Origin of the sequence: Sinorhizobium sp. CCBAU 05631, assembly GCF_002288505.1 — a bacterium.
GTDB classification, from domain to species: domain Bacteria; phylum Pseudomonadota; class Alphaproteobacteria; order Rhizobiales; family Rhizobiaceae; genus Sinorhizobium; species Sinorhizobium fredii_C.
In genome coordinates, this window is record NZ_CP023063.1 from 553,251 (window position 1) to 574,424 (window position 21,174).

18 protein-coding genes are annotated in these 21,174 nt (G+C 62.8%); 11 read left to right on the top strand and 7 right to left on the bottom strand.

Annotated features, from left to right (window positions below; genetic code table 11):
• Positions 1-83: 83 nt before the first annotated feature.
• A complete protein-coding gene (locus SS05631_RS02600) occupies positions 84-1,046 on the top strand; it encodes a glycine--tRNA ligase subunit alpha (RefSeq protein WP_037413317.1) in 963 nt (320 codons plus the stop codon).
• Here SS05631_RS02600 and SS05631_RS02605 read toward each other — a convergent pair whose 3' ends face one another.
• Positions 1,047-1,328 (bottom strand): hypothetical protein, encoded by a 282-nt coding sequence (locus tag SS05631_RS02605; protein WP_037413318.1) that lies wholly within the window; start codon positions 1,326-1,328, stop codon positions 1,047-1,049. It lies immediately after the preceding gene.
• A 294-nt stretch (positions 1,329-1,622) separates the two neighbouring features.
• Between SS05631_RS02605 and SS05631_RS02610 the strand changes: the two genes are divergently transcribed.
• From SS05631_RS02610 to SS05631_RS02645, 7 genes are all read left to right on the top strand, one after another.
• Positions 1,623-2,171 carry a LemA family protein gene (locus SS05631_RS02610; RefSeq protein WP_037413320.1) on the top strand — a complete coding sequence of 183 codons (549 nt, stop codon included), beginning with the start codon at positions 1,623-1,625 and terminating at the stop codon, positions 2,169-2,171.
• A 24-nt stretch (positions 2,172-2,195) separates the two neighbouring features.
• Positions 2,196-4,130, top strand: a complete 1,935-nt coding sequence (locus SS05631_RS02615; protein WP_037413321.1) for a DUF2207 domain-containing protein — start codon at positions 2,196-2,198, stop codon at positions 4,128-4,130.
• A gap of 89 nt (positions 4,131-4,219) precedes the next feature.
• Entirely contained in the window at positions 4,220-6,385 is a 2,166-nt protein-coding gene (gene glyS / locus SS05631_RS02620; RefSeq protein WP_037413322.1) for a glycine--tRNA ligase subunit beta, read from the top strand.
• A gap of 20 nt (positions 6,386-6,405) precedes the next feature.
• Positions 6,406-7,329 (top strand): AraC family transcriptional regulator, encoded by a 924-nt coding sequence (locus tag SS05631_RS02625; protein ID WP_348225554.1) that lies wholly within the window; start codon positions 6,406-6,408, stop codon positions 7,327-7,329.
• Positions 7,330-7,405: 76 nt separating this feature from the next.
• Positions 7,406-7,783 carry a cupin domain-containing protein gene (locus SS05631_RS02630; RefSeq protein WP_037413323.1) on the top strand — a complete coding sequence of 126 codons (378 nt, stop codon included), beginning with the start codon at positions 7,406-7,408 and terminating at the stop codon, positions 7,781-7,783.
• A gap of 105 nt (positions 7,784-7,888) precedes the next feature.
• The gene (locus tag SS05631_RS02640; RefSeq protein ID WP_244412088.1) at positions 7,889-8,401 is read left to right on the top strand and encodes a LysE family transporter; all 513 of its coding nucleotides are present in this window, start codon (positions 7,889-7,891) and stop codon (positions 8,399-8,401) included.
• Positions 8,402-8,425: 24 nt separating this feature from the next.
• Complete coding sequence (locus SS05631_RS02645) at positions 8,426-8,932, top strand: DUF523 domain-containing protein (protein WP_037413325.1); 507 nt, start codon at positions 8,426-8,428, stop codon at positions 8,930-8,932.
• 110 nt (positions 8,933-9,042) lie between these two features.
• Here the strand turns inward: SS05631_RS02645 and SS05631_RS02650 are convergent, their stop codons facing one another.
• From SS05631_RS02650 to SS05631_RS02670, 5 genes are all read right to left on the bottom strand, one after another.
• Positions 9,043-9,522: a plant virulence effector HPE1-like domain-containing protein gene (locus SS05631_RS02650; RefSeq protein WP_037413326.1), complete on the bottom strand. Its 480-nt coding sequence runs from the start codon at positions 9,520-9,522 to the stop codon at positions 9,043-9,045.
• A gap of 101 nt (positions 9,523-9,623) precedes the next feature.
• A complete protein-coding gene (gene purD / locus SS05631_RS02655) occupies positions 9,624-10,895 on the bottom strand; it encodes a phosphoribosylamine--glycine ligase (protein ID WP_095677917.1) in 1,272 nt (423 codons plus the stop codon).
• 89 nt (positions 10,896-10,984) lie between these two features.
• On the bottom strand, positions 10,985-13,375 hold the full coding sequence (locus SS05631_RS02660) for a bifunctional diguanylate cyclase/phosphodiesterase (RefSeq protein WP_037413329.1): 2,391 nt from the start codon (positions 13,373-13,375) through the stop codon (positions 10,985-10,987).
• On the bottom strand, positions 13,372-14,412 hold the full coding sequence (locus tag SS05631_RS02665) for a spermidine/putrescine ABC transporter substrate-binding protein (protein ID WP_037413331.1): 1,041 nt from the start codon (positions 14,410-14,412) through the stop codon (positions 13,372-13,374). Before SS05631_RS02665 ends, SS05631_RS02660 begins: the two co-directional genes overlap by 4 nt.
• A gap of 105 nt (positions 14,413-14,517) precedes the next feature.
• Positions 14,518-15,711 carry an MFS transporter gene (locus SS05631_RS02670; protein ID WP_037413332.1) on the bottom strand — a complete coding sequence of 398 codons (1,194 nt, stop codon included), beginning with the start codon at positions 15,709-15,711 and terminating at the stop codon, positions 14,518-14,520.
• 110 nt (positions 15,712-15,821) lie between these two features.
• Here SS05631_RS02670 and SS05631_RS02675 point away from each other — a divergent pair, with 110 nt between their 5' ends.
• Positions 15,822-16,634 carry a helix-turn-helix transcriptional regulator gene (locus SS05631_RS02675; protein WP_037413333.1) on the top strand — a complete coding sequence of 271 codons (813 nt, stop codon included), beginning with the start codon at positions 15,822-15,824 and terminating at the stop codon, positions 16,632-16,634.
• Between the two features lie 57 nt (positions 16,635-16,691).
• The gene (gene ubiA / locus SS05631_RS02680) at positions 16,692-17,651 is read left to right on the top strand and encodes a 4-hydroxybenzoate octaprenyltransferase (RefSeq protein ID WP_037413334.1); all 960 of its coding nucleotides are present in this window, start codon (positions 16,692-16,694) and stop codon (positions 17,649-17,651) included.
• A 326-nt stretch (positions 17,652-17,977) separates the two neighbouring features.
• Here ubiA and SS05631_RS02685 read toward each other — a convergent pair whose 3' ends face one another.
• The gene (locus SS05631_RS02685) at positions 17,978-18,544 is read right to left on the bottom strand and encodes a DUF6101 family protein (RefSeq protein WP_037413373.1); all 567 of its coding nucleotides are present in this window, start codon (positions 18,542-18,544) and stop codon (positions 17,978-17,980) included.
• A gap of 314 nt (positions 18,545-18,858) precedes the next feature.
• On the opposite strand from SS05631_RS02685, the gene SS05631_RS02690 reads away from it, so the two are divergent.
• Positions 18,859-21,168 carry a DUF1217 domain-containing protein gene (locus SS05631_RS02690; RefSeq protein WP_037413335.1) on the top strand — a complete coding sequence of 770 codons (2,310 nt, stop codon included), beginning with the start codon at positions 18,859-18,861 and terminating at the stop codon, positions 21,166-21,168.
• Positions 21,169-21,174 lie beyond the last annotated feature (6 nt).

Genomic DNA, 21,174 nt, shown 5'->3' on the forward strand with positions numbered 1-21,174 from the left:
TGCCGTCCGGCCAAGGCGCTTGACCCTTGACCTGCGGCATGGCACCTGTCCCGGCAAGATTTCGATGAATTCGGACGTGATCCATGACCACTGCCTCCCTGCCGGACCATATGAACCCGAAGCGTTCCTTTCAGGCCCTGATCCTTACGCTGCACAACTACTGGGCCGACAAGGGCTGCGCCGTGCTTCAGCCCTATGACATGGAGGTTGGGGCCGGTACGTTCCATCCGGCGACGACGCTACGCGCGCTCGGGCCGAAGCCGTGGCGGGCGGCCTATGTCCAACCGTCGCGCCGCCCGACCGATGGCCGCTACGGCGAGAACCCCAACCGGCTCCAACACTACTACCAATATCAGGTTCTTCTGAAGCCGAATCCGTCCAACCTTCAGGAACTCTACCTCGGCTCGCTGGAAGCGATCGGCCTCGATCCGCTGCTGCACGACATCCGCTTCGTCGAGGACGATTGGGAAAGCCCGACGCTCGGCGCCTGGGGGCTTGGCTGGGAGTGCTGGTGCGACGGCATGGAAGTCTCGCAGTTCACCTATTTCCAGCAGGTCTGCGGCATCGAGTGCTCGCCGGTTTCCGGCGAGTTGACCTATGGCCTTGAGCGCCTGGCGATGTATGTCCAGGGCGTCGACAATGTCTACGACCTGAATTTCAACGGCCGCGAGGGTGCCGAGAAGATCACTTATGGCGACGTGTTCCTGCAGGCCGAGCAGGAATATTCGCGGCACAATTTCGAATATGCCAACACGGCGATGCTGCATCAGCACTTCATCGACGCCGAGAAGGAGTGCATGGCGCTGCTCGCCGCCGGCGCGCCCGGCGACGCCAGCAACAACCGCCTGCACAAATGCGTTCTCCCCGCCTATGACCAGTGCATCAAGGCGAGCCACGTCTTCAATCTCTTGGATGCCCGCGGCGTCATCTCCGTGACCGAACGGCAGAGCTATATCCTGCGGGTGCGCACGCTTGCCAAAGCCTGTGGAGAGGCCTTTCTGCTGACCGACGCTGGGGGTGCGAACGCAGCGAGAGACGCGGCCTGATCAGGCGAGCCTGATCTTTCGGCCGCATGGCATGGTGGCGTGCCTCTTCTCGGAGGTCCGCGCGCCGGAAGCCGACACCATGTTCTGCAGGCAAAAGAACTCGCTGCCATCGAGCCGCCACATCGGCTCCAGCCTCATCGAGGCGCTGTTCGTCAACTCGCCGGCATAGATCTGTAATGCGCGGCGAACGCCGGTCGGCCTCTCGACCGGGGCTGCGCTCGCATGGGCAGCGAAGAGCGCCGTAAAGGCGACAACGTTGATGAAAGTGGCGAGCGAGCCCATGGTCCTGTCTGCGTGCTGTGGTTGTTTGATGATCTGAGTATCGGCCATCGGCGGCCATCGTGCCGTTACCCGCGGAACAACTCGGTGCCTGGCGACGTCGCTACATCGAGAAGGGGCAAGGCGGCGCTTTTGACAGGCCCCGGCTGGTGGTCGGCAATCGTGCGGATGAGCCGGTTCGGCCGCGGACATGCCTTGGAATTGGAGCGGGGAAATCTGCGCATTTTGCATGCGCGTCCAGTATCTCGCAGGCGGAGTCGGTGTTAACCTCCCGCGGGTTTCGAAGGAGGGTATTTCATGATCGGGCTGGCAATCGGGGTCGCCGTGATCCTGTACCTGGTGTTCGTCTACAACGGCCTCGTCAAGGCGCGGCAGATGGCGGAAGAGGCCTGGTCCGGCATCGACGTGCAGTTGAAGCGCCGCGCCGACCTCATCCCCAACCTGATCGAGACGGTGAAGGGCTATGCGGCACACGAGAAGACGACGCTCGAGGAAGTCGTCGCCCTGCGCAACCGGGCCCAGGCTGTCCCCGAGGGCGATGTCGCCGCGCGAGCGGCAGCCGAGGGGGCGCTCTCGCAGGCGCTCGGCCGTGTCTTTGCGCTCGCAGAAGCCTATCCGGATCTGAAGGCGAATGAGAACTTCGCCGAGCTACAGGGCTCGCTGGAATCGATCGAAGGCGAGATCCAGATGTCGCGCCGCTATTACAACGGTGCCGCCCGGGACCTCAACGTCAAGGTCGAAAGCTTCCCGTCCAACCTGATCGCCAGCGCTTTCCGCTTTGCCAAGGCCAGCTATTTCGAGATCACCAACGAAGCGGATCGCGCCGTGCCGTCGGTCAAGTTTTGAGACGGTCCGGAAGAGGAAATCCCGATGAAGCGGCTTCTGGCGGCGCTTTCTTTCGTGCTTATCGTGCTCGCCGCATCGTGCCCGGCTGCGGCGGAAGAGATCATCTCGTCCTATCATTCGGTCATCGACGTCGCCAAGGACGGCACCCTCACGGTGACCGAAACGATAACCGCGAATGTCGAGGGCAAACAGATCCGCCGCGGCATCTATCGTGACTTTCCGCTAACCTTTATCGACCCGAACGGCCGCCGCGTCCGGGCGGATTTCAAGCTCGTATCCGTCGAACGTGATGGCGAGCAGGAGGAGTACCGGACCGAATCGATCAGCGACGGCATCCGCATCTATACCGGCAATGCCGAGGTCTTCCTGCCGCGCGGCGAGCATATATTTCAGATCACCTATGAGACCGGCCGCCAGATACGCTTCTTCAACGATCACGACGAGCTCTACTGGAACGTCACCGGTACCGGATGGGCCTTCCCGATCGAGGAGGCGACCGCCACCGTGACTCTGCCGGATGGCGTCGTGGCCCAGGCGCTCGACGTCTTTACCGGCGGCTACGGCGCCACCGGCAAGGACGCGCGCGCGGTCGAGGAGGGAGGCGAGGTCTTCTTTGCCACCACGCGCAGGCTTCGACCGCAGGAGGGCCTGACCATCGCGATCAAGCTGCCGAAGGGCAGCATCGACCAGCCGAGTGCCTCCCAGCAGAACATCTGGTGGCTGCGCGACCACCTGGCGCTTGTCATCGCCGGCGCCGGCCTTGTCGTCGTGAGCCTCTATTACGGGCGGGCCTGGCTGCGCGTCGGGCGCGATCCCGCCCGCGGCGTGATGGTTCCGCGCTGGGATCCGCCGGACGGCATTTCGCCGGCCCTCGTCAATTACATCGACAACAAGGGATTTTCCGGCGAGGGCTGGACGGCGCTCTCGGCTGCGGTGCTCGACCTGGCGGTGAAGGGATATGTCGTCCTCGACGATCTGAAGAGTGCCATCGTCGTCTCGGCGACGGGCAAGAGCGGCGGTGAAAAGCTCCCGGCGGGCGAGGCGGCGCTGATGAAGGCGGTCAAGGCGGCCGGCGGCACGCTCAAGATCGATCGGGCGAACGGCAAGGCGGTGGCAGCCGCCGGTTCCAGCTTCCGCAGCGCCATGGAGCGCGAGCACCGCGGCAAATACTACCGGGCCAATATCGGCTACATCATCGGTGGCGCGGTGCTTTCGATCGTTGCGCTGGCGGGGCTTTTCATCTTCGGCCACCTCAGCGAAGAGACCATTCCCTTTCTCATCGTCCCGGTGTTTTTCGCCGTGTTCGTCTCCGGTTTTGCCGTTTCGGTCGGCAAGTCCCTGAGGCGCGGAGCGAGCCTCATGCGGCGCATCCTGTCGATCGTCGCGCTGGCCTTCATCGGCTTCGTCCTGTTCGCCGTCTTTTCGAGCATTCTGGCGGTCCTCTTCATTTCGGCAACCGAACCGGACGACCTGCCGCTGTTTTTCGCGGTCGGCGGCATCGTGCTCGTCAACGGCCTCTTCTACTACCTGATGGGAGCGCCGACGCCGCTCGGCAGCCGGATGATGGACGGTATTGATGGGCTCCGGCAATATATGACGCTTGCCGAGCAGGATCGGCTGAACATGCAGGGCGCGCCGGAAATGTCGCCGCGGCATTTCGAGACGCTCTTGCCCTATGCTGTGGCGCTCGGCGTCGAGAAGCCATGGACCGAGACGTTCGATCGTTGGCTGCTGGCGGCAGCCGGAGGGGCGGCAGCCGCCGCCTACCAGCCGAGCTGGTATCAGGGCGATTCTTTCGGCCCCGGATCTTTCTCCGACACGATCGGCGGCTTCGCCGGCTCGATGGCTGATACCATGACGTCATCGCTGCCGCCTCCGCCCAAGAGTTCGTCCTCCGGCTTCTCTTCCGGCGGCTTTTCCGGCGGCGGCGGTGGTGGTGGCGGTGGCGGCGGCTGGTAGGAGGCCAATTTCCTCGCCGCACTTGATGACATTTTCGCCCCGGCTTGCTAAGTCGAGCCACCCACCGGAATAGAACAAAGTCTCGATTGATGCCCGATCTTCTTATTGAACTGCGCTCCGAAGAAATCCCTGCCCGCATGCAGCGCAAGGCGGCCGGCGACCTGAAGAAGCTCGTGACTGACGCACTGGTCGAGGCGGGCCTCACCTATGAGGGGGCACGCGAATATTGGACGCCGCGGCGGCTGACGCTCGACATCCGCGGCCTCAATGCGCGCTCCGCCGATGTCCGCGAGGAGCGCAAGGGGCCGCGCACCGACGCCAACGCGAAGGCGATCGAAGGCTTTCTGCGTGCCGCGGGCCTCTCCTCCATCAGCGAGGCCCATGTCCACAGCGATCCGAAGAAAGGCGAATTCTACGTCGCCCATATCGTCAAGCCGGGCCGCGACGCGGAAGACATCATCGCCGAGGTGATGCCCACGATCATTCGCGACTTCCCCTGGCCGAAGTCCATGCGCTCCGGTGCCGCCTCCGCGAGGCCGGGCAGCTTGCGCTGGGTGCGGCCCCTGCAATCGGTCATCTGCACCTTCGGGGCTGAAACCGAGGAGACAAGGGTCATTCCCTTCGAGGTCGACGGTATCGTCGCCTCGAACGTCACCTACGGCCACCGCTTTCACGCACCCGAGGCGATCACCGTGCGCCGCTTCGCCGACTATGCCGACAAGCTCGAAAAGGCGAAGGTCGTACTCGACGCCGAGCGCCGCAAGGAGATTATCGGTGCTGACGCGCGTAACGTCGCCTTTGCCAACGGGCTCGAATTGGTCGAGGACGAGGGCCTGCTTGAGGAAGTGGCAGGTCTCGTCGAATGGCCGAGGGTGCTGATGGGAAGCTTCGAGGAGAGCTATCTCGAGATTCCCTCCGAGATCATCCGGCTGACGATCAAGACCAATCAGAAATGTTTCGTGACCCGGCAGCCGGGCGCGGAAACGCTGTCGAACCGGTTCATCCTCGTTTCGAATATCGAGGCGAAGGACGGCGGCAGGGAAATCGTCCACGGCAACGGCAAGGTTGTGCGAGCGCGCCTCTCCGACGCGGCGCACTTCTGGAAACGCGACCAGGGCGATTTGCCGGATCTCGAGACGCTGAAGCCGTCCGCCGAAAAATTCGAGCTCGATCTTCAGAAGCCGCTCGACCAACGCATGGCCAAGCTCGACGCGCTGAACGTCACCTTCCATGCCAAGCTCGGAACGCAGGGCGAGCGCGTCCTCCGCATCCGTTCGATCGCCTTGGCGCTTGCCGAGGTCACCGGCGCCGACCAGGCTCTGGTGGCGCGCGCCGCCGTGCTTGCCAAGGCGGATCTGCGCAGCGAGGCCGTCGGCGAGTTTCCCGAGCTGCAGGGCATCATGGGCCACAAATACGCGGTTCTGCAGGGCGAGGACGCGGCGGTCTCCAATGCGATCGAGGACCATTACAAGCCGCAAGGTCCCTCTGACCGGGTGCCGACCGATCCCGTGGCGGTGGCGGTTGCGCTTGCCGACAAGCTCGATACGCTCGTCGGCTTCTGGGCGATCGACGAGAAGCCGACCGGCTCGAAGGATCCCTATGCGCTGCGGCGTGCCGCACTCGGCGTCATCCGGCTCGTTCTCGAAGGCAAGGCGCGTCTGCCGCTGCTGCCGTTCTTCGACATCGCGCTGAAAGCCCAGAGGGCGCAGCGCCCCGAACTGGCCGGCGATATTGCCGCAGACCTTCTCGCCTTCTTCCATGATCGCCTGAAGGTCTATCTGCGCGATCTCGGGGCGCGCTACGACCTGATCGACGCGGTGTTGACGTCGGATGCGGACGACCTGTTGATGATCGCGCGCCGTGTCGAAGCACTCACTGCCTTCATCACGGCCGAGGAGGGCAGGAACCTGCTTGCCGGCACCAAGCGCGCCACGCAGATCCTCGCGGCCGAAGAGAAGAAGGGCACCGAAGTCGCAGACGCGGTGGACGAGAAACTTTTCAGCCTCGATGCGGAGCGGACCCTGCACGCTTCGATCAAGCTTGCCTCCGGCGATGCGCGCGAAGCGATCGTCAAGGAGGATTTCCGCTCCGCCATGGCGGCGCTCTCCAAATTGCGCGAGCCGGTCGATGTGTTTTTCAACGACGTGCTCGTCAATGACGAGGACAAGGCGATCCGTGCCAACCGGCTGGCGCTCCTGGGGCTGATCCGCTCGGCGACCGGCGAGGTTGCGGACTTTTCGAAGATTTCCGGATAGGTGCTTTCGGTTGGGCTGAGGTGCCTGTCGACAACCGACAGGCGCTTCCCTATCTGTGCAGGATGACGAACCACCATCCGAGCGCAGGTGCAGGTGCCATCGAGCCTCCGGGCCTGAGCCGACGTGGCGACTGGATCGCCCTCGCCGAGGATGCGGTTCCCTTCGAGCGCATCGAAGCCTTCTTTGCCGGACGGGCCTACGAGCCGCACCGCCACGATACCTATGGCGTCGGCCAGACGCTTACAGGCGTTCAGAGTTTTCGTTATCGCGGCGCGGAGCGCACCAGCCTTCCCGGCGCAACGATGGTGCTGCATCCCGACGAATTGCATGACGGCCAGGCCGGTGCCGAGGAAGGATTCCGCTACCGGATGATCTATATCGAGCCGGCCGCCATCCAGGCGGTGCTCGGCGGCCGGCCGTTGCCGTTCATAAAAGGCGGCATCTCGTCCGATCCGCGCCTGTTCGCCGCGGTTCACGCTCTCTTGCCGGCGACGGACACCCGCATCGATGCCCTGGAGTTCGAAGACGGCCTCTTCGAGCTTGCCCATGCGCTCGAGGCGGCTGCGGGCGGCCATGCAAAGCCTGGCGGGGCGCTCGACTATGGCGCCGCCGAACGCGCGCGCGTCTACCTCCATGATCTGCCCGAGGGAAACGTAACGCTTGAGCGTCTGGAGGCGATCAGCGGCCGGGATCGCTGGGGACTCAGCCGTGACTTCCGCCGGCTGTTCGGGACGAGCCCTTATCGTTATCTGGTGCAGCGGCGCCTCGATGCGGTGAAGGCCGACCTCCGGCGCGGTGTCGGGGCGGCTGAGGCCGCCCTTGCTGCCGGATTTGCCGATCAGGCGCATATGAGCCGCCATTTCAAGAAGGCCTTCGGCGTCTCGCCGGGCCGTTGGCTGCGCATGGCGGGGCCGGCGCCTTTAGAAATCCCGCCGCGCACCTGATTCCTGCACGATCGTTCAAGACCCCGGTTGCCTGAACTGCTGTAGTCCCGGCCGAAACAGCCTAAGGAACGCAGCCATGACCCTATCCAGCACCTACGCGCCGCTCAATTTTGCCGAGAAGCTCACGAAGTTCGCCGATCAGTGGCAGCCGCGCGTGATCGCCGAACTCAACGACTACCAGTTTAAGATCGTCCGTATCGAGGGCGATTTCATCTGGCACGATCATCCTGAAACCGACGAGGCCTTCATCGTTCTTGACGGCACGCTCCGGATCGACTTTCGCGACGGTTCGGTCACGCTCGGGGCGGGCGAAATGTACATCGTCCCCAAGGGCGTCGAGCACAAACCCTATGCGGCAAGTGAGGTGAAAATGCTGCTCATCGAGCCGAGGGGCACGGTAAACACCGGGCAGTCGGGCGGCGAACGCACCGCTGCGAATGATATGTGGATCTGAATGCGATGGTCCGTGACCTCGCGCTTCTTGCACTTGCGGCCTTGCCGCTGATGGGCAGCCGCGGCCCGGCGACGCTCAGCATCGCCGGCATGGCGGCGGCTCACGGTGTCGTCCGCAGCTTCCGCTATGCCGCCCGGCATCAATACCGGCACGATCGCTGTGGTCCTGCTGATCGCGACGGGAACGACTGTGATCGTCCTCGGGCTGCCGCGAATGAAGACGGCAACAATGGTTCTTGGCGGGCTCTACATGCTTTACCTTGCCTGGCGCATTGCGACCGCGCCGCCGGTCGGCTCCGGTGAGCAAGGATCGCACCGTCCCTCGTTCCTCGGCGGCTTTGCACTGGCTATCGCCAACCCCAAGGCCTACGGGGCGATCGGCTCGCTCTATGTGGGAAGCCTTGTCGACGCAGAGCAGGGGGCATACACGACCGCTGCAAAAGTCCTGGTCTTGGCGATCGTCGCGGTAACGGTGAACACGACCTGGCTTGCCTTCGGCGCGGCCATTGCAGCGGCTTTGCGGGATCCGCGGAAGGCGCGGATAGCCAACATCGTTTTTGCACTTCTGCTGCTTCTATCGCTTGCTCCGCTGCTGCTCAGCTCGCCCCTTGAGCGTTAGCACCCGGAGGTCTATGAACGCGCCATGACCGCCAAGATCCTCGTCAGCGCCTGTCTCATGGGCCATGCTGTGCGCTATGACGGCGCAGCGAAACCGCTCCGTCATCCGGCGATCGAGCAGTGGCGCGCGGAGGGGCGGCTCGTGACGCTCTGTCCCGAGATGTCGGCAGGCATGCCGGTTCCGCGCCCGCCGGCGGAGATCGAGGCAGGCAGGAGCGGTGCGGCCATCCTTTCCGGCGCCGGGCGGGTTGTCGAAAAGACCGGCGGCGATGTCACCGAGGCGTTTCGCCATGGTGCGGAAAACGCGCTCGCCCTGGCGCTTGCCACCAACTGTCGCTTCGCACTGCTGATCGACGGCAGCCCGTCCTGCGGCTCCAGCTTCGTCTATGACGGCAGCTTCAGCGGCGCGCGCGTCAAAGGCGAGGGGGTGACTGCCGCGCTTCTTCGCCAGAACGGCATCGAGGTTTTCTCCGACCGCGAAATCGAGATGCTTGTCGAGAGACTTGCCCGCGAGGATGAGGCCGTCCCATAAAAGATTACGCCCCTGCTTCTCTCAGGGGCGCAACCTTTCGCCATTGCAGCGAAACGCCCGTCAGCCTGAATATTCCGGCCGATGGGGCAGGGAACTCTATGTATATGGTGTCAATCTAATCTAAGTTCGAAGCCCGACGGATCAAATTCTTGTGAACCGCTGGCCGTCATCGAGGCGCTGACCGGCTCGGCGTGCGACACGACCCCGACCGCGGCGGTCTTTGCCGTCCGGTCGATGTCGGCGACTGCGGCGACTGTGGGCGCGGGGGCCGTCTTCATGGACGCGGCCCTGATGACGTCCTCCGAGGCCTTGTTGACGAAGACGACCGGCGATCCTCCGAGCCAGGCTTCGGTGCGGAGCGCCTTCATTTCGCCATCGATCTCCTTGAGCTCGAGCTTGGCGGTACCGGGTGCCAGCTCCGGCACGACATAGGAGGCCTTCTTCTTGGGTTGCAGCGGCGGGCACTGCGCGCAGGAAATCGTCGCGACGCTGGAATTGACGGCCGCTCCGGAGGCTACGTCCTCGACCGACGACGCTGCCGCCGTGCCGGCGGCAAATGTCAGGGCGGCGGTGATCAGCAGTGAACGCATCGGTTTCTCCTCGAAAGTATCGAGGAGAAGAATACGAGTTCTCCCTTACCTTCCCGTCAGGAGAATTGGTAAAAATTGAATCACGCCGCGATCCCGGGCAATCACGCCTTCTCGCGTGCGAGCGCCCGCCAGCCGATGTCGCGGCGGTAGAAGCCGTTCTCCCAGGAAACGCTGTTCACGCCTGTATAGGCGGCGTTTTTTGCATCGCTGACGGTCCGTCCTAGCGCCGTTACGTTCAGCACGCGGCCCCCGGTCGCGACGAGGCGGCCGTCCTTGAGCGCAGTTCCCGCATGAAACACCCTTGTCGTGGCGGATGCCTCGGGCAGGGCCGCGATCGGCGTGTTCTTTTCATAGGCCCCCGGATAGCCGCGCGAGGCCATCACGACCGTCAAGGCCGCCTCGTCGTGCCATTCGGTCTCTTTGCCCGCGAGCGTTCCCGTCGCTGCCGCGTAGAGCAGTGGCAGGAGGTCGCTCTTCATGCGCATCAGCAGCACCTGGCATTCCGGGTCGCCGAAGCGGACATTGTATTCGATGAGTTCCGGCCCCTTCGCCGTGATCATCAGGCCGGCGAAGAACACGCCCGTGAATGGATGCCCGCTTTCGGCCATGCCGCGCACGGTCGGCTCGATGATCTCCTTCATCGTCCGCTCGACCATCTCGGCCGTCATCACCGGAGCGGGCGAATAGGCGCCCATCCCGCCCGTGTTCGGTCCCGTATCGCCGTCGCCGACGCGCTTGTGATCCTGTGCCGAGGCAAGCGGCAGCACGGTCTCGCCGTCCGAGAGGCAAAAGAAGCTTGCCTCCTCGCCATCGAGATAGGCTTCGACGACGACCTCCGCCCCGGCGGAGCCGAAGGCGCCGGCGAAACACTCGTCGATGGCGGCGAGCGCCTCGTCGAGGGTCATCGCTACCGTGACACCCTTGCCGGCGGCGAGCCCGTCAGCCTTGATGACGATCGGAGCGCCCTGTTCGCGGACATAGGCCTTCGCGGGTTCGGCTTCGGTAAAGCGCCTATAGGCGCCGGTCGGGATCCCATACTTGGCACAAAGATCCTTGGTGAAGCCTTTGGAACCTTCGAGCTGGGCGGCAGCGGCAGAGGGGCCGAAGACGGCGATGTCGGCGGCACGGAGCACGTCCGCGAGGCCGGCGACGAGGGGGGCCTCCGGGCCGACCACCACAAAGTCGATCGCTTTCTCGCGGCAGAAGTCGACCACGGCTGCGTGGTCGTCGGTGTCGAGGGCGACGATCGTCGCCTCTTCGGCAATGCCGGGATTGCCTGGTGCCGCGTAAAGCGCGGTAAGCTGCGGCGACTGCGCGATTTTCCATGCAAGCGCGTGCTCGCGTCCGCCCGATCCGATCAGAAGAACCTTCATTGCCATCCCTGCCGTCAGCGCCTTGATGCGCTGCGGTTAGGACGCCGGGCGGGGCAAGGTCAAGGGAAAACCGGCGCTGCGCTCAAGATTCACCGGAGCGCTTCGCGGCTCGGGCTCCGGCGCGCGCTGCCGGACCGCTCGTCGGCGGGCCGGTCCTTGACGTGCTGCGCCGTCCGGGTCAGCGCCCAGATGGCCAGATCGTCGAGCGAGAGCGGCTTGCTGATCAGGTAGCCCTGGAAGCGGTCGCAGCCGGCTGCGGTGAGCATGGCGAGTTTTTCCGGCGTATCGACGCCTTCGCCGATCACTGCCATGTCCTTGGCATGGCAGAGTGCGATCACCGCCTTGAGCACGGAAAGGGAGTGCGAGGCCGTAAGGTTGGTCACCAGCGCCCGGTCCAGTTTGATCGTATCCGCGGCGTAGTCGATGATCTGTTGGATCGAGGTGTAGCCGGCACCGAAGTCGTCGATCGACAGGCGGAAGCCTTTGTGGCGCAGCTCGTCGATGTTCTGCCGGAGCTGATCGCTGATCTTGACTGCGAATGTCTCGGTGAGTTCGATGTCGATCGATCGCGTTTCCAGTTGATGGCGGGCTGCGCAATCCGACAGATAGTCGCCGAGCGCATGCGAATGCAGCTCCGCCGAAGAGATGTTGATCGCCACGACCGTGTCTTGCCCGAAAAGGGCCTTCAACTGGCGGCAGTCGGACATCGCCCTGTCGATCACCCACCAATCGATCTTGGTGAAAAGACCGGAGCTTTCGGCGATCGGTACGAATTCGTCGGGCGTCACGGCACCGAGGACGGGCGAGTTCCAGCGCAGCAGCGCCTCACAGCCGGTGACCTGGCCGCGTACGTTGACGATCGGCATGTAGACCAGATGGAATTGCTCGTCGGGATTGAGCCCCCGCAGTTCCTCCTGAATCTGGCGGAGCCGTGTACGCTTGTCGTGGAGCGCACGCGAGAAACGGGAGGAGCGATTCCTGCTGCCGGACTTCGCCTGGTACATGGCCGCATCTGCATTGGAGATCAATTCGGCGATGTTGGTCGCATCGTCCGGGCAGATCGCCACGCCGATGCTTGCCGTCACCGGATAGCGCTTTCCGGAAACTTCGAAGCCTCCGTCAAAGAGGGCCAGGATCGCGTCCGAGATCTCCCGGACGGTGCCTTTGCCGGGGTTCGACCGCACCAGAACCGCAAATTCGTCACCGGAAAGGCGGGCGAGGACCGCAGGCTCCAGCTGTCTCCGCCGGGTGATCGTCTCCACCGTTTGCCCAATTCGTCCAGCAAGCGTCTTGAGCAGGTCGTCGCCGACGTCGTGGCCGTGCTTGTCGTTGACGAACTTGAAATTGTCGATGTCGATGAACAGCAGGCTGCACTTCTCGCCGGAAGCGATCACTTGGTCGACGACGCCGGCCGCAAGCGTGTTGAAGCGACCGCGGTTGTTGATGCCGGTGAGCGTGTCGGCCCATGAGCTTTGCTGCACGAGACGCAGGGAATGGGCGGACTGGCTGTGAAGCTCGCGGATATTGTGTGTCAGCCGGCCGATCTCGCCCGCCTCGTCCATGTCCCTGATGTCGTCACGCTCGCCGGCCATGACCGCCGTGACGTCCGCATCGAGGCTTGCGATCGGTCCTGTGATGAAACGTCTGATCAACAGCACGATCAGGAAGATCGAAACTAGGCTCATGGCGAGAGCACCGCAAGCAAGCAGCACCTTTCGGCGCCACACTTGAGCCTCGAAATAGGCGTCCGGAACGACGATCGTGGCATAGAGCTGCGTCCCGAGCGGCGTGCTGGCTGAAAGCTTGTCCGTGGCGGCGAGCGGCCATGGCTGGAGAACGACGTCGGCCCCATACTCCTTCTTCAGAGCAGCCTGCATTGCCAGGAACCGGTCCGGCAGGATGGCGATCTGCATCAGCAATGCATTGGCCTTGTTGCTCGGCAAGGGACGACCAAAGGTGACCGGGTCGACAAAGAGGGAATAGACGATCCGTGGCCTGTCGCCGGTGGGCTCAAGATAGGTCAAGTCGCTGAGCCGCTTGCCGGCGATCAACCTCCTGGCAAGATCGCGCTGCGGCTCGTCGATATCGGCAAAGGGATCCCAACTATTCTCGTAATAGTAATCGGCCTCGTTTCGGGTGTTGAGGACGGCGAAGGAGATGTAGGCTATCGGGTCCTCCGACAGCGACTTGATGCTTTCCTGCAGGCGAGCCCCGAGCGCCGTGACGCGATATCGCTCGTCGGTCTCGGCGACGAACTGGTGCAGAACGTCTCCGTTCAGGAGCGCGTTGAGAAAACTCTTGCTGCGCTGAACCTCGTTCTGGAAAACCGCGGCTGCGTGCTCGAGCCGTTGGGAGAGCTTCGCCTTCTCCAGCGCCTGAATGGAGCGCTCCTGGGCAACATAGACCGATAGCGCTGCGAGGATGTAGCCGAGCAGCACGACGGGGAAGATGAGGAAAAGTGCGCGCTTGCTGAGGGTCACTGAAAATTCGCCAGAGTGCTGATGATGCGTCGGCGTGCCTGGACCGACGGGATGGAAAGTTCCTGCTGGTACTGGCTCTTCGCCAGGGTCGCGGCCGGCGGATAGATCTCCGGATCGGAGCGCATCGCTTCCGGCAGAATCTTCAACGCCGCGCTGCTCGTGGTCGGCATCGTCAAGGCAACGGCGTTGGCGGCGGCGCCTTCCGGCGAACCGATGAAGTCGAGGAACTCCAGGGCACGCTGCTTGCGAGGCGAACTGGCCATGACCGAAACACAGTCGAGCCAGGAAAGCGTCCCTTCCTTCGGGACCGAATAACGCCACAACCCCGGCGTGCCGACCTTGTCGTTGAGGACGTGCTGGTCGCCGCTGTAGCCGAGTGCCATATGGATCTCTTTGCCCGTCGCCTGGTCCTGAATGGCGGTGATGACATAATCGTAGGTCAGCACGGCCGGCGCCTGTGCCTTCAGAAGATCGAAGGCGGCCTTCAAGGTTCCCGTTTCGCTCGCATTGATGGATGCGCCGAGCAGCATCAGAGGCGGCACGAAGAGTTCGGTATGGTCGTCGAACATCGCGATGTGCTTCTTGAGCGACACTGCAGGCCGCATCATATCCTGCCAGGAGGTCGGCGCCTGTGCGATGACGTCGGAGCGATAGAGAATGCCGACCGTTCCAGAGAAATAGGGCAGTCCGCGTCCGGAGCAGCGATCGCGCCACTTGGGCGCATAGTCCTTGAGGGCGGGCAAATTTGCTTCATCAAGCAACTCGAGCACGCCCTTTTTGCCGAAAAGATGCGCACCGTTCTCATCGACGACGACAAGATCGACATTGTTGCTGGGATCCGCGAGGATCTCGTCGCGGGCATCGTCGCTGTCGAAATTGATCTGGCGGATTTCGACACCGGTCTCCTGCGTCCAGCGGTCGATCAGACCCTGGTCGATATAGGCTTCCCAGATCAGCAGGTTCAGCGTTTCGGCGCGGCTTGCGGCCGCGCAAAGCAACGTCGCCAGGAAGACGGATGTAGCCGCGCGCCTTCTCATTCCTTGGCCCCTCGCCCTTCAACCCCCACTGGCAGACGGTAACCGGCAATAATTTAGGAATGCTTACGGGCAGCGCGAGCCATGCATCTCTTCGCGGTGCGCCGACTATCGAGACGGTATTTTCGGCAGCAACACCGTGAAGATACCGAGCAGCGGCAGGTAGGAGCAGATCTTGTAGACGAATTCGATGCCATGGCTGTCGGCGAAGATGCCGAGCACCGCCGCACCCATGCCGCCGAAGCCGAAGGCAAAACCGAAGAAGACGCCGGCGATGAGCCCGACGCGGCCGGGAACGAGTTCCTGCGCGAAGACGACGATCGCAGAGAAGGCCGACGAAAAGACGAGGCCGATCACCACGCTGAGCACGCCCGTCCAGAACAGGTTCGCATAGGGCAGCATGAGCGCGAAGGGAATGACGCCGAGGATCGAGAGCCAGATGACGAAACGGGCACCGTAGCGGTCGCCGATCGGTCCGCCGAGGAAGGTCCCGGCCGCCGCGGATCCGAGGAAAAGGAACAGCATCAGTTGAGCCTGCTGCACGCTGGTGCCGAACTTTTCGATGACGAAGAAGGTGAAATAGCTGGAGACGCTGGCGAGATAGACGTTCTTGGTCGCCGTCAGCAGGACGAGGATTGCGACCGTCCAGAGGACCCGGGCCTTGGGCAGCGGCAGGGTCCGGCTCGGCGCCGCACGGCTCATGGTCGAGCGGCGATGCCGCACGTACCAGGTGCTGACCCAGGACAGCACGAAGAAGCCTGTTATGGCGACGATCGAGAACCAGCCGAGGCTGCCCTGGCCGAACGGCAGGACGATGAAGGCGGCAAGGAGCGGGCCGAGCGCGCTGCCGGCATTGCCGCCGACCTGGAACAGCGATTGCGCCAGCCCGTGGCGACCACCCGAGGCAAGCCGCGCGACGCGCGACGATTCGGGATGGAAGATCGCAGAACCGACGCCGATGAGGCTCGCCGCGAGCAGCAGCATCCAGAAGTGATCGGCATGGCCGAGGAGGAGAAGGCCCGAACAGGTCGACAGCATGGCAGCCGGCAAGGTGTAGGGGAGGGCCCAGCGGTCGGTGACGATCCCGACCGCCGGCTGCAGCATAGAGGCAGTCACCTGGAACGTGAAGGTCAGGAGGCCGATCTGGACGAAATCCAGTGCGTAGTTGGCCTTGAGCAACGGATAGAGCGCGGTCAGCAGCGATTGCATGATGTCGTTCAGCATGTGGCAGAAGCTGACGGCAAGAATGACGGAGAAGGCCGTCTTTTCCGGATTGATGCTGCCAGCCGTGACCGAAGACATGAGGTGTTCCTTCCGCGTGGCTCGCTGCGGGAGCCTTTTCCTCCATCTCTAGACGTCTTGCTGTTGGCCTGCTTTTGTGATTTGGTCGAATTCTTTCGCGAGTGGGCCAAATGCCGAAATACGACAGAGGACATCTGCCGGAACTACCGGACATGGATCACTTCAGGAGTCTGGAGTGGATAGAAATGGCGAATGCCCCGGTGGTGGCGATCGGCAAGGATTATGGCTGCGGGCTGTTCGTGCCTCCGCACAGCCACACGCGCACGCAGCTCTGGTGGGCCCGCTCCGGCGTGGTCCTCGTGCACACGGCTGACGGGCGATGGATGATCCCTCCCGGCCATGCCCTGCTCATTCCTTCTGGGATGGAGCACTCGGCCGAGATGGTCAGCGACGTTCGGATGCATTCCATCTATATCGCGGCGATGAGCCGGGCGCGCCGGCCTCTGGTGCTGGAGGTGTCGGCCTTGGCCGGCAGCCTCATCGACGAACTGGTCCGGATCGAGAACGAGACATCCTCCCAACGGCGGGAGCAGCTGATCGTCGAGCTGTTGCTCGAGGAAATACCGCGCCTCGCCGAGCGGCCGCTGGGCCTGCCCTTTCCGCAGGACCGTGCCCTTGCCGGCCTCTGTCGGAAATTCCTGGAGGCGCCTTCGGCGGCCGCCAATATCGATCAATGGGCCGACAGCATCGGCATCAGCCGACGTTCCTTCACGCGATTCTTCCGTCGCGAGACGGGCATCAGCTTCGTTACCTGGCGCCAGCAGGCCTGCATCTTCGCCTCGCTGCCGCGCATCGCCGACGGCGAGCCGATCACCACCGTCGCTCTCGATGCGGGCTATGAGAACGTCGCGGCCTTTACTACCATGTTTCGCCGCATGTTGGGTGCACCGCCGAGCCTTTACCTGCGCGCCCGTAATGCCTGACTGCAACGGATCATGCGGGCGCTTGACCGGCTTGCTCAGCGGGGCCAAACAGGGACCATGAACAGCTCATCCATCGATTCCGGCCGCGTGCACGATGCACCGTCGAAGAACTGGGTCTACCGCGTGCTGCCGCGGGTGCTTTGGCCTTATGCGCAGCTCGCCCGCTGGGACCGGCCGATCGGCTGGCAATTGCTGATGTGGCCATGCCTCTGGTCAGCGGCACTCGCGGCCGGCGCCGCAACCGCGCTCGGCAGTTTCTCCACGGCTCGCTTCCTCTTGCACGTCCTTCTGTTCATCGCCGGGGCGATCGCCATGCGCGGCGCCGGCTGCACCTATAACGACATCGTCGATCACGAGATCGATATGGAAGTGGCGCGCACCCGATCGCGGCCGCTGCCGTCCGGACGCGTGACGCGCGCCCAGGCGAAGGTCTTCATGGTGCTACAGGCGGTGGTGGGCCTCGTGATCCTGCTGCAGTTCAACGCCTTGACGATCATTCTCGGCATCGCCTCGCTGGGCCTGGTGGCAATCTATCCATTTGCCAAGCGCTTCACCGACTGGCCGCAATTCTTCCTCGGCCTGGCTTTTTCCTGGGGCGCCATCATGGGCTGGTCGGCGGAATTCGGCTCGCTGTCCTTCGCCGCCATCCTGCTCTACGCCGCGGCAATCGCCTGGACAATCGGCTATGACACGATCTACGCCTATCAGGACCGGGAGGATGATGCACTGATCGGCGTCCGCTCGACCGCACGCCGCTTCGGCGACAATCCGCGGCCCTGGCTGATAGGGCTTTACGCCTTGACCGTTCTCCTGATGGTTTTCGCATTCCTGGCGGCCGGCGCGGGATTCTTCGCCTTTGCTGGACTGGTCGTAGCGGCCGTTATGCTCGCCTACCAGATCCTGGTGCTGAACATTCACGATCCTGAGCAGTGCCTGGCCCTCTTCAAGTTCAACAGCGTCGTCGGGCTGATCATCTTTGCCGGGCTGATGCTGGCGCTTCTCCTGCGTCTGATATGAAAAAATCCTCCGGAAGGCCCGGAGGACATCTTGTTCAACGGATAGGGCGATCACGCCCAACTTGCTTCGGCGTCCGCCTTGCGCCGCTTGGCCGCGATGTGGGTACGAAGAGCGGCCCAAAGGGCGACGAGGGTGGCGAGCAGGTGCTTGCGCATCGGTATCTCCTTCATTCGTTGCCTTGGCTATGTGCCGCTTGTGGCATGATGAAGGCCGAGACCGCTGTATCCACCGTAACATTTGCCGCGGCCGCGTGTACGTTCTCCCGCGATAACATAAGCCGGCCGCAGGGATTGGCAGGCTTTTGCACTGGAGATGGAGATAGGCGGTCAGGACCTGGCGATGATCTCGCGGCCGTCGATTTTCATCTGCACGCCGAGCTTGCCGGTGGAGCGGCGCACGAGGAAGCGCGGCCGGCGCTCGGCAAAGAAGGAGTGGCGCCGGCGCGGCTTTACCGGCGCGGTGCGGATTTCGCCGAGATGTTCTTCCAGCGGCCGGGCGACACCATCAGCTTCGACCATCAGCATTGGGATGCGATAGGCATCCGCCCAGGCACGCCAGTCGGCCGCGATATCAGAAAGATCATGCGCGACGAGCAGCGGGATGCAAAGATCCGGATCGTCGTGATGAAGCTCGAGCGTCACAGTTACCTCCCCGTCGCCGTGGTCGATGGCCCGCGCTGCGACACCCTTGAAAGCTCGCGCAGGCAAGGCGATCGAAAGGGGCAGGCCGCTGGATGGTAGCACCTTGCGCAGGACAGCGCCACGCTGGTCGAGGCTGATGCTCACATTGCCCACATCGCCGCGTAGCACGTAGGTCGCCTGCTGCGGAAATCGCTTCGGATCGAGCCGCAGCGTATTTCCTACCCACGCCGGTTGAGAGAGTGTGTTGCGCATTTTCATTTCGCCCTTGTTTTCCTTGAGAGCCGGTTCCCGGTCTTCTTCTCGGGACGTTTTCGTCCTCTATGGGCTGGAGGATAGGCGGCCGCTCTTCCGGACGACTTAAAAATCGCGGTTAAAAAAACTTTGCGTCTCCCGATGGTTAGCAAAAGCCGAGGCGGCAAGGTTTCTCCTTCGTCAACGAAATCGCCGGGATTTTGCGGGTCGGCCGAAAAGCCACGCACAAGCCTTTTGATCCAGTTTCGGACGGAATAACCATCGGGGATGTCGCGTGCCGGCTGTCCCCGATCCTTGCTGGCGGGGCAGCGCGCATGGTTTCGACCTATCTCGACTACAATCTCATCGCGCGGGACATGAAGGTCAGCCTGAGCCGCGTCTCGGAGCAGACGGTCGTCGCGCGCGACACGCAATACTACAAGGACAACATCGGCAATGTGAGCTCGGTCGACGACTTCCTCGACGACTACCGGCTCTATTCCTACGCGATGACGGCATTTGGCCTCGGCGACATGATCGATTCGGTGGCCTTCATGCGAAAGGTACTCGAAAGCGACCTCTCCGACACGAGCAGCTTCGCCAACAGCTTGACGGACGATCGCTATCGAGAATTCGCTCTCGCCTACAGCTTTAGCGGCGGGACCGCCGTGTCGCAGACCGAGGCACAGCTCGACGAGATCATCGGCCTCTACGATACGAGCATTCTCAACCTCGCGGAGACGCAGAAGGAGGAGACCCGCTACTACTACGTCATGATCGACAAGATCACCAGCGTCGATCAGCTCCTCAACAACGATCGGCTGAGAGCCTATATCTTCACGGCTTTCGGCATCGATGAGAGCACCTACTCCCGCCAGACGATCCGCAGCGTCCTCTCCAGCAGTTCCGGCGATGCGAGCAGCTACGAGAATACGGTGATTGCTCCCAAGCTTACTGAACTCGAGACCGCCAAGGCAGCGGCGGAAGCACAGTTGGCCGCGGGAGACCTCACCGACGAGGAAGAGGCGGAGCTCGAGAGCAAGGTAACGACCTACACGAATTCCATTGCCACGCTGAACAACTATCTCGACCTTGCAGCTGCCTTCGACTTTGGTTCCGATGGCACGGTGAGCGCGGGTGCGGCGCAGACCGACGAAAACAAGCTTGCCGTCAACGACCCCTATGTCTCCAGCAATTCCCGCGTTACCTCACAGGCGGCGCTGCTGAACAAAGCCTATTTCGAGGAGACGATCGCGAGTATCACGTCCGTCGATGAGCTCATCGCGGATACACGCCTTTACAATTACATCAGGACCGCTTTCGACCTCGACGAGGTGACGATCGTTTCCGCAACCATCAAGAACATCCTGACGAGTGATCCGGATGATCCGGAGAGCTATGTCAACACGATCGGCGACCGCGACGAGAACTACCTGGCGCTCGCCAATGCCTTCAATTTCCAGGAGGACGGCACGCTGGCTGACGGCGACAGCGCGCAGACCGCCACCCAGACGACGCTCACCTCCAACCGTTACATGACCCGCTATAATGACAAGGACGACGAAGCGGACGAGAAGGCGGTCAGTGCCTACAAGGCCGCGGTCTCCGGCATGACGTCCGTCGACGATTTCATCGTAACCGCCTCGATCTATGATTTCGCCTTGCAGGCCGTCGGCCTCGATCCCGACACGGAGAGCACCCGCACCATCCAGCGCGTCCTGACCAGCGACCTCACCGATCCGAAGAGCTTTGTCTACACGCTCACGGACGAGCGATACGTGACCCTTGCCAAACTGTTCAACTTTACGACACAGGGCGAGGTCGGTGCACCGGCACTGGCTCAATCGGAAACGCAAATCCAGGAAACCGCGAAGAACTACATCGTCATCAAGTCCCGTTTTGGGTCGGATGAGGACAAGACCAAGGCCCAAGAGGAGAGCGAATATTATACGGCCGGGGTCGCCAAACTTTCCTCCCTCGACGCGTTCCTGGCCGACGAGCGTCTCGTCACCATCGCGCTCGAGGCGAACGGCATCGACCCCGAGGGCGTGACGGCCGATTTCCTCCGCAACATCTTCGCCTCCGACATCGATGATCCGGGCAGCTTCATCAACGAACAGGAAAATTCCGCCGCCTATATCTCGCTCGTGACCTCCTTCAATTTCGACAGCGAAGGTGACGTGCTACGCGAGGAAAGGGAAAGCATCGTCACACGCCACGGGCTTTACGAAACGCTTGATCAATATCTGCACCAGACGCTCGAAGAACAGGCGGGCGAAAGCAATGAAGGCGTTCGCCTGGCACTCTATTTCGAGCGCAAGGCCGGCACGATTGTCGACGCCTACGACCTCCTCGCCGACGACGCGCTCGCCGAGGTGTTCCGCACGATCTTCAGCCTGCCCGACGAGTTCAGCACCATGGACATCGATCAGCAGGCGAAGATCGTCGAAAAGAATCTCGATCTCGAGAAACTCAGCGATCCGGTCGAACTGAAGAAGCTGCTGGCGCGCTTTGCCGTGCTTTACGATCTGGAAAACAACACCGAGGTCGATCCGGCCGTCTCGGTGCTCACGAGCAGCGGCGGCAGCGTCGGCATCAGCGCCGACACGCTCTATACCTTGTCGCAGCTCAGGATGGGCGGATAGCGCCGC

What these genes read in the sequence shown, in the direction of transcription:
- SS05631_RS02645 (WP_037413325.1), top strand. Translation starts at nt 8,426, where the DNA reads ATGACCGCCAAGATCCTCGTCAGCGCCTGTCTCATGGGCCATGCTGTG.
- purD (WP_095677917.1), bottom strand. Translation starts at nt 10,895, where the DNA reads ATGAAGGTTCTTCTGATCGGATCGGGCGGACGCGAGCACGCGCTTGCA.
- SS05631_RS02690 (WP_037413335.1), top strand. Translation starts at nt 18,859, where the DNA reads ATGGTTTCGACCTATCTCGACTACAATCTCATCGCGCGGGACATGAAG.
- SS05631_RS02665 (WP_037413331.1), bottom strand. Translation starts at nt 14,412, where the DNA reads ATGAGAAGGCGCGCGGCTACATCCGTCTTCCTGGCGACGTTGCTTTGC.
- SS05631_RS02650 (WP_037413326.1), bottom strand. Translation starts at nt 9,522, where the DNA reads ATGCGTTCACTGCTGATCACCGCCGCCCTGACATTTGCCGCCGGCACG.
- glyS (WP_037413322.1), top strand. Translation starts at nt 4,220, where the DNA reads ATGCCCGATCTTCTTATTGAACTGCGCTCCGAAGAAATCCCTGCCCGC.
- SS05631_RS02600 (WP_037413317.1), top strand. Translation starts at nt 84, where the DNA reads ATGACCACTGCCTCCCTGCCGGACCATATGAACCCGAAGCGTTCCTTT.
- ubiA (WP_037413334.1), top strand. Translation starts at nt 16,692, where the DNA reads ATGAACAGCTCATCCATCGATTCCGGCCGCGTGCACGATGCACCGTCG.
- SS05631_RS02685 (WP_037413373.1), bottom strand. Translation starts at nt 18,544, where the DNA reads ATGCGCAACACACTCTCTCAACCGGCGTGGGTAGGAAATACGCTGCGG.
- SS05631_RS02605 (WP_037413318.1), bottom strand. Translation starts at nt 1,328, where the DNA reads ATGGGCTCGCTCGCCACTTTCATCAACGTTGTCGCCTTTACGGCGCTC.
- SS05631_RS02610 (WP_037413320.1), top strand. Translation starts at nt 1,623, where the DNA reads ATGATCGGGCTGGCAATCGGGGTCGCCGTGATCCTGTACCTGGTGTTC.
- SS05631_RS02675 (WP_037413333.1), top strand. Translation starts at nt 15,822, where the DNA reads ATGCCGAAATACGACAGAGGACATCTGCCGGAACTACCGGACATGGAT.
- SS05631_RS02670 (WP_037413332.1), bottom strand. Translation starts at nt 15,711, where the DNA reads ATGTCTTCGGTCACGGCTGGCAGCATCAATCCGGAAAAGACGGCCTTC.
- SS05631_RS02615 (WP_037413321.1), top strand. Translation starts at nt 2,196, where the DNA reads ATGAAGCGGCTTCTGGCGGCGCTTTCTTTCGTGCTTATCGTGCTCGCC.
- SS05631_RS02630 (WP_037413323.1), top strand. Translation starts at nt 7,406, where the DNA reads ATGACCCTATCCAGCACCTACGCGCCGCTCAATTTTGCCGAGAAGCTC.